The following is a 12,496-nucleotide window of genomic DNA, read 5'->3' on the forward strand; positions in this document are numbered from 1 at the left end:
TGCCGACAACGCTCCACATGATTCGGACCTTTACCCCGATACGGCGTCCACCACGACTGCTGCTCGACCGCCAGATTCCACACAAAACGCGCATGCCCGCAGTGCTCTTCGAGTCCAGCGACCTGTTCGGGCGCCGGAACGAGCCGGTAACGGGACATACCGTCATGCTACCGAAAGGACCCGCAATGCGTTCCAGCGTGGGACGCCGTTTCCTCCCCGGCCGGAAGGCCGGGGTATCCACGGCGAGATCCCGATGACCGAGACCGCGCTGACGCCGCTCACCGACCCAGCGACCGACGGCCCCCGCGGCCGTCCTGGCGCCGGCGGCCATCCCGGCCGCCTGCGCCGCACGGCCCGCGTGACCGGGCCGCCGCTGGCCGTGCTGGGCGCCGTCGTCGGCGTCTGGTACGCCGTGACCTACCTCGGGCTCGCCCCCCGTCGCCGGTTCCTGCTGCCGCCGCCGCACGAGGTCGTCACCGACGGGTTCGGGGACTGGACCACCTTCCACGAGACCCTGCGGGCGCTGGGCGCGACGGCGAAGGTCGCGCTCGTGGGGCTCGCCATCGCCGCCGCCCTCGGGATGATCTTCGCCGTGCTGATGAGTCAGGCTGCCTGGGTCGAGCGGTCGTTCTACCCGTGGGCGGTGGTGCTCCAGACGATCCCGATCCTCGCGATCGTGCCGCTGATCGGGTTCTGGCTGGGGTACGGCTTCTGGTCCCGCACCGTCGTGTGCGTTCTGGTCGCCCTGTTCCCCATCATCATCAACACCCTGTTCGGGCTCCAGTCGACCGACGCCGGTCAGCACGATCTGTTCACGCTGCGCCAGGCCGGCCGCTGGGCACGGCTCGTCCACCTCGAGATCCCCGCCGCCCTGCCCGCGATGTTCACGGGGCTGCGCACCTCCGCCGGGCTGTCGGTCATCGGCGCGATCGTCGGCGACTTCTTCTTCCGGCAGGGGCAGCAGGGCCTCGGCAGCCTCATCGACGACTACACCCAGCGCCTGCAGTCCGCCCCGCTGTTCGCCGCGATCATCGTGTCGTCGCTGTTCGGCCTGGCGCTGTTCTGGCTGTTCGGCCTGGCCGCCCGCCTGGCCGTCGGCGCCTGGTACACACCGCGCCGCCGATCGTGAGCCCGTAACGGGGGCCCTGCCAGCGCCGAGCCTCGGTCGGATGGCCGGAGCGGGCCTCGGCGGCGTGGGACGCTGCCGGCGTGACGAGCTGGTGGGACCGCGACATCGTCGAACCGGGCAAGGAGGCGCTGCTGCTGTGCCTGCTGGCGTTCATGGTGACGTTCCTGTCGACGCGCACGATCGTCCGGCTCATCCGGGCGGGGCGCGGGCCGTTCCGCAACGTGTCGGCCGGCGGGATGCACATCCATCACGTCGTGCCGGGCACGATCCTGCTGATCACCGGGGGGCTGCTGGCGATCGGGGCGCCGCCGCACGCCCCGTGGCGGGACATCGCCGGCGTGGTGGTCGGTGTGGGAGCGGCCCTCGTGCTCGACGAGTTCGCGCTCATCCTGCACCTGCGGGACGTCTACTGGCAGCCGGCCGGCCGGGCGTCGGTGACGGCGGTGCTGCTGACCGCCGGCGTGATGGGGTGTGTGCTGCTCGGCTTCTCGCCGCTGGGCGTGAACGACGTCCACCAGCAGGAATGGGCGGTGCGGATGGTGGGTCGTCCTGGGGCTGGCGGTGGTGGCCGTCGCGCTGCTCAAGGGCAAGTACGGGATGGCGCTGCTGGGAGTCTTCGTCCTCCCGCTCGCGATCGTCGGCAGCATCCGGCTCGCCCGGCCGAACTCGCCCTGGGACCACTGGTTCTACCGCCGTGACCTGGCCAAGGCCACCCGGGCGGCGCAGCGCGAGGAGAAGATGCCGCCCCGGGTGGTCCGGCTGCGGACGAAGGTCGAGAACCTCCTCGCCGGCGCCCCCACTCCCACGCCGGACGAGCGGCGACGGTGACCCTGGCCGCGGCGGCCGCGCGACCGCGCCAGCCCGGTGCGCAGGTGCATCGGGCCGGCGCGGCGGGCGTCACGGTGGACAGACAGGGACTCATCATCTGATCACCGCGCCGTCGACCGGCTTACGGCTGGGCGCGCCGCCGCCGGGTGGCGAGCAGCGCCGCCCCGCCGACGACCAGCCCGAGTGCGCCCAGGACCAGCCCACCGATCCCCAGACCGCGCGCCGCGCCGTCGGAGTGGTCCGCGTCCGCCGTGCCGGCCGCCCGCGCCGTCACCCCGGGCGAAGCGTCGGCCGCCGTGGCCTGCCCGCCAGAGCCGGCGGTCGCCGACGTCAGCGTGATGGCCGGAGCCGGGTGCTCCGGCTCGGGCCCGCCGGCGGTGGCGACGTCCACCCAGCGGACGACCGAGCCGTCGGAGTAGGTCTGCAGTGCCTTGAACGCCAGGTGGTCGACCTTCTCGGGCAGCGGGCCGGCGGAGATCGTGAACGTGTCGAACTCGCCCGGCCGGATGCCGCCGCCGTTCGGCGCGGTCCAGGTGATGCGGGTGACGACCTCGCGGACCTCGCCGTCGTCGGTGCGCAGCGGCGTCGCCGGGGCGGCCCTGGCGACCTGGTAGGTCCAGCCGGCCTTGGGCTGGACGGAGACGGAGGCCAGCGGAGCGTCGGTGGGGAGCTGGACGTCCAGGCCGGTGGTGGAGGCGTCGTCCTTCTCGGTGGGGACCTTGAAGGTCAGGGTGGTGTAGCTGCCCGGGGCGGCCGTCGACGGCTGCACGCTGACATGGGCGCAGGCGGGGCCGGTGAGCAGGGCGGTCACGGCCGCGGCGGCACCGGCGAGAACGCCGGCACGCCAAACAGAGCGGTGCATGAGGTACGAACCTTTCGAACATCCCACGGCGCGGTGGGACCACAGGAGGGTGCCATGCCTTGGCGTGCGCCGGGGTCGTTCGTCCGGACAGGTCAGCCCGTCGCGGCCCCGGCCGTCCAGGCGAGGGGCGGGCCGCGCCGGCGGGCATCGCGCCCGAGGGGACGGGTGTGCGGCCGGGGTGCGGGTCCGTGGGCGTCGACCGCCAGGTCCGCGGCCGCGGGCGGGCCGACGTCGATGCCGGCCGGGTGCAGGAGCAGCCGCGCGATGGTCCGCGGCCGCAGGCCGGCGGCGTACCAGAGGATCCGCTCGCCACGGCGAAGCAGGAGTGCCACCGCCGCGACCGCGACCGCGTGTGCCGCCGCCATCCGCGGGTCGATGCTCGGCCCCCCGGACATCGCATGGTGGTGCGGGTGCGCGAGGACGAAGGCGAGATGGAGTGCGATCTGCGTGCCGCCGAGGGCGGCGACCATCGCGCCGACGCCGCGTTCACGCTCCGTCAGACCGAAGGCGATCCTGGCCAGCAGGGCGAACGCGGCGAGTGTCATCCACCCCGCCGGGCGCTCGCCGCCACCGGCGACATGGGCTGCCCAGGCCAGGCTCACCGAGGAGGCGGCGAAGCCGACGGCCCGGCCCGGTCGGGCCGTCCCCCTGCCCGCCGCGCACCCGGACGCCGCCACCGGCACGCTCGCCATGTCTCCGATTCCCTGGTCGCCGTCGTTCGTCGTTCGTCGTTCGTCGTTCGTCGTTCCGGCCATGATGACAGGTTCCACGTCATCGGACTGGAGGCGTCACCGTTTCGCGGTCGACCGCGGTCGACTGGGAGCGATCGGCTCCGCGCGGCGCTGGCGGGAGGTCGCCATCGCGACGACGCCGATGACCAGCGCGGCGATGCCCGTCCCGAGCCCGGCCAGGGAGATCGCGCGGGCCAGCCCGTCGGAGGGGCCCGTTCTCGACGAGGCCGACGCGTGCGACGTCGCGGCGCCTGGCCCGGCGTGCGCGTCGCCCGTGGCCGGCGACAGGGCGAGCACCGGGGCGGGCAGCGCCGGCTCGGGCTGGTCGGGAGTGGCGATGTCCGTCCAGCGGGTGACGGTGCCGTCGGAGTAGGTCTGCACGGCCCCGAACGCGAGGTGATCGACCCCCTCGGGTAGCGGGCCGGCGGCGATGGTGAAGGCGTCGGACTCGCCGGGTCGGATGCCGGCGCCGTCGTGCGCGGTCCAGACGACGCGGGTGACGACGTCGCGGACCTCGCCGTCGTCCGTCGGCAGCGGCCTGGCCAGCGGCACCCTGGTGATCTGGTAGGTCCAGCCGGCCTTGGGCTGGACCGACACCGAGGCGACGGGGACGTCGGTGGGCAGCCGCAGCTCCAGGCCAGTGGTGGACGCGGCCTCCTTCTCGGTGGGGACCGTGAAGGACAGGCTGGCGTGGCCGCCCGCGGTGGCGGTCGACGGCTGGACCGTGACGTGGGCGGCGGCCGGGCCGGCGAACAGACACGTCGCGGTCGCGACCACACCGGCGAGAACGCCGGCACGCCGAGCGGAGTGGGACATGAGGTCCTTTCGGAGATCCCACGAGCGGTGGGGTCAGACGGGTCAGGGCCGTCCCGCGACAGGCCGTCGGACGCGGGCGGAAAGGTCCTCGCGTGCAAGCGGAAAGCCTGCCACGCGGCCCCGATTCCGGGTGGTGTCGCGGGCACCATCGCGTTAGCCCGACCCGGCGTCGTCCCGGCGGTTGACTCGCCCGCACTGTCGGTGATCTGTCAGCCGGTGCCAAATGCCGGTTGACGGCGTATGCTCACCGTAGATCTGAGGGAAATGTCGGAGTTGCGGCGGGTGAATCGGCTGGGGGGCTGATGTCGGGCGGGGACGCGGAGGGGCTGCGGGAGCGCAAGAAACGGCGCACCCGGCAGGCGATCGTCGAGGTGGCGCACGAGCTGTTCCATGAGAAGGGCTTCGAGGCGACGACCGTCGAGGAGATAGCCGCGGGTGCGGAGGTGTCGGAGCGCACGCTGTTCCGCTACTTCACGAGCAAGGAGTCGATCGCGATCGCGCCGCTGGAGGAGGTCGGCGCCCTGACGGTGGCCGCCCTGCGGCGCCGCCCGGCCGACGAGCCGCCGCTGACGGCGCTGCGCAACGCGGCTCTCGGCGCCTGGGAGCTCATGTCGCCGGATGGGAACTCGCTGCGTCACTACGCCGATCACCTGCTCCCGCTCGGGGGCACGTCGGCGCTGGCGGGCGCGGTGCTCAGCCAGCTCGTGGCGATCGGCGACCGGCTGGCCGTCGAACTGCTGGACGCCCCGTCCGCCGACGCCGACGCCGGGCCCAGGGGCGCAAGCTCGGTGCGGCCGGTAGCCGTGGGCGAGCTCGACGCCCAGCTGGCGGTCGTCGCGTTCCTCGCCGCGATCCAGGTCGCCATCCGGGCCTGGTGCAGCTCGGCCAGCACCGACCTCGGTGATCTGGTGGCGACGGTCGAGTTCTGTCTCGACCGCATCAGCCTGAATCCCTGATCAACCTCCGGCACTCGCCTTCCGCCCGTGCCGTCGGCACGACCCTTCGTGCCGCCAGACCCACCCGGATGGCGCGTTCCGCGCGTCACATCCGGCAGACCGCTCCACCCAAGGCAGCTCCGCCCAAGGCAGCGCCACAAGGCAGACCGCTCCACGCGGGGCAGACCGCTCCCGCGCACGACAGACAGGGACAGACTCATGGCACTCTCCGGGATGGCCGACGTCGAGGGTCGGCCCGAGTCCGCGGGGGCGGGCACGGACGTCACTCCCGACCGTGCCGACCACGCGGCCGCCGTCGACCGTGATCCCGCGTCCGGGCCCACCCGGACGCTGCGCCGCGCCGCCACGCACCTGCTGGCCCGGCAGGCGGAGGCGGGCTGGTGGAAGTTCGACCTGGAGAGCAACACCACCATGGACGCCGAGGACCTGCTCCTGCGGGAGTACCTCGGCATCCGCACGGCGGAGCTCACCGAGGCGTCGGCCCGGTTTATCCGGTCCCGCCAGCTCGCGGACGGATCGTGGCCGCAGTACCACGGCGGCGACGGCGACCTGTCGGTGACGGTTGAGTCCTACATCGGGCTTCGGCTCGCGGGGGACGACCCGGCGGACGAGCACATGAGCCGCGCCGCCGCCTGGGTGCGCGAACGCGGCGGGATCCCGGCGACGCGGGTGTTCACCCGGATCTGGCTCGCCCTGTTCGGCTGGTGGCGCTGGGAGGACCTGCCCGTGCTGCCGCCGGAGCTCATGCTGCTGCCGCGCCGGGTGCCGCTGAACATCTACTCGTTCAGCTCCTGGGCCCGCCAGACCGTCGTCGCGCTGACCGTCGTGTCGACGTTCCGCCCGGTGCGGCCGGCTCCGTTCGCCCTCGACGAGCTCCACCCCGCGGTGGCGGAGCGGTCCGAGCCGGCCGCCGCGCGGCGGCGGACCCGGAGCTGGAGCCGCCCCCGGGCGTTCGGGTGGCGGGAGGCGTTCGTCGCGGCCGACGCGATGCTGCACCGCTACCACGCGCGGCCGTTCTGGCCGTTGCGGCGGCACGCGATCCGGGTCGCCGAGCAGTGGATCATCGCCCGGCAGGAGGCCGACGGCTGTTTCGGCGGGATCCAGCCGCCCGCCGTCTACTCCATCATCGCGCTGCGCCTGCTCGGCTACGACCTTGACCATCCGGTCATCAGCGCGACCCTGCGGGCGCTGGAGGACTACTCCGTCGAGCTCCCGGATGGCGCGCGGATGGTCGAGGCGTCCCAGTCGCCGGTCTGGGACACGGCGCTGGCGGTGAACGCGCTCGTCGAGGCCGGTCCCGCCGCGGGCATCGAACCCGACGATCCGGCGCTGGTGCACGCCGTCGACTGGCTGCTCGGGCAGGAGATCCGCCACCGCCGTGGTGACTGGGCCGTCAACCACCCGGACCTGCCGGCCGGCGGCTGGGCGTTCGAGTTCGAGAACGACACCTACCCCGACACCGACGACACGGCCGAGGTGCTGCTCGCGCTGCGCCACGTCCGCCACCCCGCGGCGCGTGACGTGGCCGCGGCGACGGCGCGCGGCGTGACCTGGCTGTTCGGCCTGCAGTCCAGCGACGGCGGCTGGGGCGCCTACGACTCCGACAACACCGGCACCATCCACTACATGATCCCGTTCGCCGACTTCGGCGCGCTGACCGACCCGCCGTCGGCGGACGTGACGGCCCACGTCGTCGAACTGCTCGCCGAGGTCGGGCTCGCCGACGACCCCCGCACGCGGCGCGGCGTCGACTGGCTGCTGCGCGCCCAGGAGTCCGACGGCTCGTGGTTCGGCCGGTGGGGTGTCAACTACGTGTACGGCACCGCGGCGGTCCTGCCGGCGCTGCGGGCCGCCGAGCTGCCGGCCACGCATCCGGCCATCCGCTCGGGCGTCGACTGGCTGCTGGACCACCAGAACGCCGACGGCGGCTGGGGCGAGGACCTGCGCTCCTACGACGATCCGGCGCGGTGGGCGGGCCGGGGCGAGTCCACCGCCTCGCAGACGGCCTGGGCAATGCTGGGCCTGCTCGCCGGTGAGCAGCGGCCCGCGGTCGCGCGGGCGCTCGAGCGTGCGGCGCGGTGGCTCGCCCAGCACCAGCGTCCCGACGGGACCTGGGACGAGGACCAGTTCACCGGCACCGGCTTCCCCGGCGACTTCTACCTCAACTACCAGGGCTACCGCCTGCTCTGGCCCGTGCAGGCGCTCGGCCGTTACGTCCGCGAGCTTTCCGCGAGCTCGCCGGCGCGCTCCGCGGCCGTGGCGGCCATCCCCGGCCCGCGCGCCGTCGACCGCTCCTAGCCAGGTCGCGTCTCGGGTTGTGAGCGCAGTCGCTGGGCGCCGCCGCGCTCGCCGTCGAGTTCGTCAACACGGGCCCCGACGCCCAGGAGGGCCTGCGCGCCTTCCGCGAGAAGCGACCGCCCACCTTCCCCTGACCAGGGCTCAGGGCTGGGCGGCGACGAGGCGCAGGGCGAAGTCGCCGTACTGCCAGACCACCTCGTCCTCGGTCAGACCACCTCGTCCTCGGTCGGCTCGCCGTCCTCGCGGTACCAGGCGGCGACGCCCATCCCGAGGTCGAGCACGGCGTAGGAGGCCAGCCGGGCGGAGGCGACGCCGAACCGCCCCGCGCGCACGCCCGCCTCGATGATGTCGCGGAAGCCGCGCTCGTAGCGGGCCCGCAGGCCCAGCACCTGGTCGCGGTGCGGCTGGACGAGGCTGCGCAGCTCCCGGCTGCCGACGCTGCTGTCGCACAACTGCTGGCAGTTCCCCGTGCTCGCCTTCGCCACCGCCCGGCTCGGCGTCGTGCTCGTCGAAATATCGCCTCCGCGACCGGCTGTCCTGACCTCTGACGTGTCGTCCGTGTCGACGGCAAGACGGCGACGCTCATCGCCGGCTCCGCGCTCGCGACCGGTCCGACAGGCATCCCCGGTCGATCGCTTGACAGAGTTAAGAGAATCACATTACATCACTGCTTGCCCTTTGACCGGCGCGGAGGAGGGGTTCTTATGAGCACGGACCGAAAGATTCCGGACTACGCACGGCGGATTCTCGATCTCGCTGCGGGTGACCCCCAGCTGCAGGAGCTCTTACCGGACGGCGAGGTCACCGAGGCGGTGTTCCGTCCCGGGCAGTCCCTGGAGGACATCGTCACCACCTTTCTGGACGGGTACGCGTCGCGGCCGGCGCTGGGGGAGCGTGACCACGAGCCGGTCGTCGACCCGGCCACCGGCCGGACGGTGCGCGGCTGGCAGCCGCACTTCGGCACGATCAGCTACCGGGAGCTGCGGGACCGGATCGCGGGCCTGGCCGCGGCCTGGGGCCGGCAGCATGAGCGGCACCGCGTCGACGACGGGGAGTTCGTCGCCTTCCTCGGCTTCTCCGGCACGGACTACATCACCGCCGACCTGGCCACGGTCTACCGCCGCGCGGTCGGCATCCCGCTGCAGAGCACGATGGCCCCGGCCGACCTCGACCAGATCGTCACGAACACCGAGCCAGCGGTGATCGTCGCCACGGCCGAGGACCTGGAGGTCGCGGCCGGCCTCGCCGCCACCCATCCGTCGGTCCGCAGCGTCGTCGCGATGGACTACGACCCGCGCGTCGACGACGAGCGGGACCGCTTCGAGGCCGCCCGGGCGCGGCTGTCCGCCGGCGGGACGGGCGCCGAACTCATCACCATCGACGAGCTGATCGCCCTCGGCGCCGGCGCGGACCTCACGCCGCCGGGCACCCATCCGGCCGAGGACGACCGGCTGCGGCTGCTGGTGCACTCGTCCGGATCCACCGGAACCCCCAAGGGCATCATCATCGGGGAGCTCTACGCCCGCTCCCAGTTCCTCCGCAGGACCGTCGTGCCGCTGCCGGTGATCCGCCTCATCTTCGCCCCGATGAGCCATTTCATGGGCCGCGGCGCCGTCTACACGACGCTGTCCCGCGGCGGCACCGTCTACTTCACCGCCCGGCCGGACATGACGACCCTGTTCGAGGATTTCGCGCTCACCCGGCCGACCGAGGCGAACATGTTCCCCCGCGTGCTGGAAATGGCGCATCGCCGTTACCTCGCCGAGCTTTCCCGCCGGCTCGCCGACCGCGGGCTGAACACCGCCGCCGGCACCGCCGCCACCACCGGCAACGGCGACAGTGACGGCGAGGCCGAGCGGATCAGGGTGGAACTGCTGCGCGAGATGGGGGTGACCATCTTCGGTGACCGCATCTCGACGATGATGACCGGGTCGGCGCCGACGACGCCGGAGCTGCGCCAGTTCGTCGCCGAGTGCTTCCCGGCACCGCTCGTCGACGGGTACGGCACGACCGAGGCGAGTGGCGTCACCGTCGCGGGCCGGGTGAACCGGGCGGCGGTCATCGACTACAGACTGCGTGACGTTCCCGAACTCGGCTATCACAGCACGGACAAGCCCTATCCGCGGGGCGAGCTGCTCGTGAAGACGCATCTCGGCGTCCCGGGCTACTACAAGAACCCCGAGGCGACGGCGAGGCTGTTCGACGAGGACAACTTCATCTGCACGGGCGACATCATGGAGGAACGCGCCCCCGACCACCTCGTCTACATCGACCGGCGCAACGACGTGCTGAAGCTCGCCCAGGGCGAGTTCGTGACCGTGGGTGCGGTCGGGAACACCTTCGAGGCGGGCAGCGACGTCATCCACCAGATCTACGTCTACGGCAACTCCGCGCGCGCCTACCTGCTCGCCGTCGTCGTTCCGGACCCGGACCGGGTGGACGCGCTGCTCGGGCCGGACGCCCCGGCGGAGAAGGTGCGGGAACTGGTGCGGTCCGAGCTGGCCCGGGTCGCGGTGGAATCGGGCCTGCGCTCGTTCGAGGTGCCGCGCGACTTCCTCGTGGAAACCGAACCGTTCAGTGTCGAGAACGGTCTGCTCTCCGGCATGCTCAAGCGGCTGCGGCCACGGCTGCGCGACCGGTACGGGCCCATGCTGGAGGAGCTCTACCTCGACCTCGAGCGCAAGCAGAACGACAAGCTGGTGGCGCTGCGCGATCCCACCAGCGGGCTGAGCGTGCTGGACAAGGTCGGCAAGGTGCTCGAGGCCTCCCTCGGCCTCGCCGACGTCGACGTCACGGCGCCGTACAGCTTCGCCGAGCTCGGCGGTGACTCCCTCGGGGCCGTGGCCTTCACGACCCTGCTGTCGAGCGTCTTCGAGGTCGACGTGCCGGTGAACATCGTCCTGAGCCCGGCGGGCAACCCGCGGGCCTGGACGACGGCGATCGAGGAGTTGCTCGGTGGCCGCGGGCGGCCGACGCTCGCGTCCATCCACGGCGCCGAGGTCGGGTCGGCATCCGGCCGGCTGGTGGCCGCCGACCTCGACATCACCCGGTTCCTGCCCGCCGACCTGCTCGCCGCCGCGGCCACCGAGGCGCCGGCCGGCGAGAGCCGCACCGTGCTGCTCACCGGGGCGACCGGCTTCCTCGGCCGCTTCCTGTGCCTGGAATGGCTGGAGCGGGTCGCCCCGCTCGGCGGCACGGTGATCTGCCTGGTCCGGGCGCGCGACCACGCCGGCGCGGTGGCGCGGCTGCACGCGGCGTTCAGCGGCGACGCGCAGCTGGAGGGACGCTTCCGGGCGCTGGCCGAGCGGCATCTGGAGGTCGTCGTCGGCGACGTCAGCGAGGCGCGTCTCGGCCTCGACGACGCCACCTGGGAGCGGCTCGCCGGCGCGGTGGACCGCATCGTCCATCCGGCGGCGCTCGTCAACCACGTCCTCGACTACGAATACCTGTTCGGCCCGAACGTCGTCGGCACGGCCGAGCTGATCGCGCTCGCGCTGACCGGGCGGCAGAAGTGGTTCGACTTCGTCTCGTCGCTGGCGGTCGCGCCCTTCCTGGCCGATTCCCCGGACTCGGCCGAGGATGCCCCGCTGCGAGACACCATCACGCTCGCGTCCCGTTACGTCGCGTCGTACGGGGCGAGCAAATGGGCCGCGGAACAGCTGCTGCGCAGCGCGCACCGCCGCTATGGGCTGCCCGTTGACGTGTTCCGCGGCGACATGATGCTTCCGCACACGGAGTACGCCGGGCAGGCGAACACGTCCGACATCTTCGTCCGGCTGCTCTACAGCCTGGTGAGCACCGGCGTCGCGCCGACGTCCTTCTACCGGCGCGACGCCGGTGCGCCGCGGCCGCGCGCCCATTACGACGGGCTGCCGGTCGACTTCGTCGCCGCGTCGATCGTCGGCCTGAGCGCCGAGGAGCGCGGCAGCGGTTTCCGGACCTTCCATGTCGTCAACACGCATGACGATGACGGTGTCTCGCTGGACAGTTTCGTCGACTGGATCGAGGCCGCGGGCCATCCGCTCGAACGGATCGATCCGTACGAGGACTGGCTGCGCCGGTTCGAGGAGCGCCTGCGCGGCCTGCCCACCGCACAGCGCCAGGCGTCATCGCTCACGGTGCTCGACGCGCTGCGTACCCCCCATGACGCGGACCGGCCGACCGTCGGCGCTGCCCGGTTCGCCGGCGGGGTGCGGCGGCTGCCGATCGGCCCGGAGATTCCGCACCTGACCGAGGCGTTCCTGAACAAGTGCCTGGCGGACATGCGGCACCTCGGCCTGCTGTGACCTGAGATCCGTCGATCAGTCGGTGGACCAGGTGACCTCGGGGGGTTCGGCGCCGTTGCCACGGCGCTGGGTCCGCAGGCCCGGGTAGCCCGGGCGCCAGCTGGTCAGGACGATCTGTTCGGCGGCCTCGTCCACGGTCGTGCGGACGACCTCGGTCAGCTCGACGCGGAACAGCTCGAACGGCTCGGGCGGGGTGACCGCGTCGACGAACCTGGCCAGCTCGGCCGGATCGTCGACCCAGCGGGCATGGCCGGCGACGCGGACGTCGCCGCCGCCCATGCCCGTGCCCGGACCGGGATTGGCGCTCAGCGCGAACCGGGGGTCGCGGCGCAGGTCCTGGGACTTGCGCGCGCCGGGCATGCTGCCCAGCCACAGCTGCCCGAAGCGGAAGGTCGTCTCGATCCCGCTGGTGCGCGGCGACCCGTCCGCGCGCAGGGTCGCCAGGACGTGATGGCGAAACGCCTCGAACCGGGTGCGGACCGTCTCGGCGAACTCGGGTTGGGCGCGCTCGACGTCGCCCCATGATGTCGTCACCAGGCCATCGTGCGGTCCTAACCCTGTCATCCCCTGTCAGGGTTCCGCGCCTAGCA

General features: G+C 72.8%; 11 protein-coding genes. 5 read left to right on the forward strand and 6 right to left on the reverse strand.

Features of this window, described 5'->3' with window-relative positions; all coding sequences use genetic code 11:
- The coding region (locus C1A33_RS28980; RefSeq protein WP_165818635.1) for a helix-turn-helix domain-containing protein at window positions 1-158 on the reverse strand (158 nt) is incomplete at its 3' end.
- Window positions 159-253: 95 nt separating this feature from the next.
- Here C1A33_RS28980 and C1A33_RS28985 point away from each other — a divergent pair.
- The gene (locus C1A33_RS28985) at window positions 254-1,129 is read left to right on the forward strand and encodes an ABC transporter permease (protein WP_243408038.1); all 876 of its coding nucleotides are present in this window, start codon (window positions 254-256) and stop codon (window positions 1,127-1,129) included.
- Between the two features lie 80 nt (window positions 1,130-1,209).
- Entirely contained in the window at window positions 1,210-1,827 is a 618-nt protein-coding gene (locus C1A33_RS28990) for a hypothetical protein (RefSeq protein WP_101835117.1), read from the forward strand.
- Between the two features lie 251 nt (window positions 1,828-2,078).
- On the opposite strand, the gene C1A33_RS28995 is transcribed toward C1A33_RS28990, so the two are convergent.
- The 3 genes from C1A33_RS28995 to C1A33_RS29005 form a co-directional block, all read right to left on the reverse strand.
- Window positions 2,079-2,819 carry a YcnI family copper-binding membrane protein gene (locus C1A33_RS28995; RefSeq protein WP_101835119.1) on the reverse strand — a complete coding sequence of 247 codons (741 nt, stop codon included), beginning with the start codon at window positions 2,817-2,819 and terminating at the stop codon, window positions 2,079-2,081.
- Window positions 2,820-2,911: 92 nt separating this feature from the next.
- On the reverse strand, window positions 2,912-3,574 hold the full coding sequence (locus C1A33_RS29000; RefSeq protein ID WP_243408039.1) for a hypothetical protein: 663 nt from the start codon (window positions 3,572-3,574) through the stop codon (window positions 2,912-2,914).
- Window positions 3,575-3,607: 33 nt separating this feature from the next.
- Entirely contained in the window at window positions 3,608-4,366 is a 759-nt protein-coding gene (locus C1A33_RS29005) for a YcnI family copper-binding membrane protein (protein ID WP_101835121.1), read from the reverse strand.
- A 302-nt stretch (window positions 4,367-4,668) separates the two neighbouring features.
- Here C1A33_RS29005 and C1A33_RS29010 point away from each other — a divergent pair, with 302 nt between their 5' ends.
- Complete coding sequence (locus C1A33_RS29010; protein WP_101835123.1) at window positions 4,669-5,322, forward strand: TetR/AcrR family transcriptional regulator; 654 nt, start codon at window positions 4,669-4,671, stop codon at window positions 5,320-5,322.
- 198 nt (window positions 5,323-5,520) lie between these two features.
- Window positions 5,521-7,620, forward strand: a complete 2,100-nt coding sequence (gene shc, locus C1A33_RS29015) for a squalene--hopene cyclase (RefSeq protein ID WP_243408040.1) — start codon at window positions 5,521-5,523, stop codon at window positions 7,618-7,620.
- A gap of 206 nt (window positions 7,621-7,826) precedes the next feature.
- Here shc and C1A33_RS29025 read toward each other — a convergent pair whose 3' ends face one another.
- Window positions 7,827-8,105 carry a TetR-type transcription factor C-terminal domain-containing protein gene (locus tag C1A33_RS29025; protein ID WP_243408041.1) on the reverse strand — a complete coding sequence of 93 codons (279 nt, stop codon included), beginning with the start codon at window positions 8,103-8,105 and terminating at the stop codon, window positions 7,827-7,829.
- Window positions 8,106-8,324: 219 nt separating this feature from the next.
- On the opposite strand from C1A33_RS29025, the gene car reads away from it, so the two are divergent.
- Window positions 8,325-11,906, forward strand: a complete 3,582-nt coding sequence (gene car, locus C1A33_RS29035; RefSeq protein WP_101835127.1) for a carboxylic acid reductase — start codon at window positions 8,325-8,327, stop codon at window positions 11,904-11,906.
- 15 nt (window positions 11,907-11,921) lie between these two features.
- Here the strand turns inward: car and C1A33_RS29040 are convergent, their stop codons facing one another.
- Entirely contained in the window at window positions 11,922-12,440 is a 519-nt protein-coding gene (locus C1A33_RS29040) for a pyridoxamine 5'-phosphate oxidase family protein (protein WP_243408042.1), read from the reverse strand.
- Window positions 12,441-12,496: the final 56 nt, after the last annotated feature.

The sequence above is a fragment of the Frankia canadensis genome (assembly GCF_900197875.1).
In the GTDB taxonomy this organism is placed as follows: domain Bacteria; phylum Actinomycetota; class Actinomycetes; order Frankiales; family Frankiaceae; genus Frankia; species Frankia canadensis.

Bases quoted from the DNA above. Each gene is read 5' to 3' on its own strand.
- C1A33_RS28985 (WP_243408038.1), top strand. From the start codon at position 254: ATGACCGAGACCGCGCTGACGCCGCTCACCGACCCAGCGACCGACGGC.
- C1A33_RS29000 (WP_243408039.1), bottom strand. From the start codon at position 3,574: ATGGCCGGAACGACGAACGACGAACGACGAACGACGAACGACGGCGAC.
- C1A33_RS28995 (WP_101835119.1), bottom strand. From the start codon at position 2,819: ATGCACCGCTCTGTTTGGCGTGCCGGCGTTCTCGCCGGTGCCGCCGCG.
- shc (WP_243408040.1), top strand. From the start codon at position 5,521: ATGGCACTCTCCGGGATGGCCGACGTCGAGGGTCGGCCCGAGTCCGCG.
- C1A33_RS29010 (WP_101835123.1), top strand. From the start codon at position 4,669: ATGTCGGGCGGGGACGCGGAGGGGCTGCGGGAGCGCAAGAAACGGCGC.
- car (WP_101835127.1), top strand. From the start codon at position 8,325: ATGAGCACGGACCGAAAGATTCCGGACTACGCACGGCGGATTCTCGAT.
- C1A33_RS29005 (WP_101835121.1), bottom strand. From the start codon at position 4,366: ATGTCCCACTCCGCTCGGCGTGCCGGCGTTCTCGCCGGTGTGGTCGCG.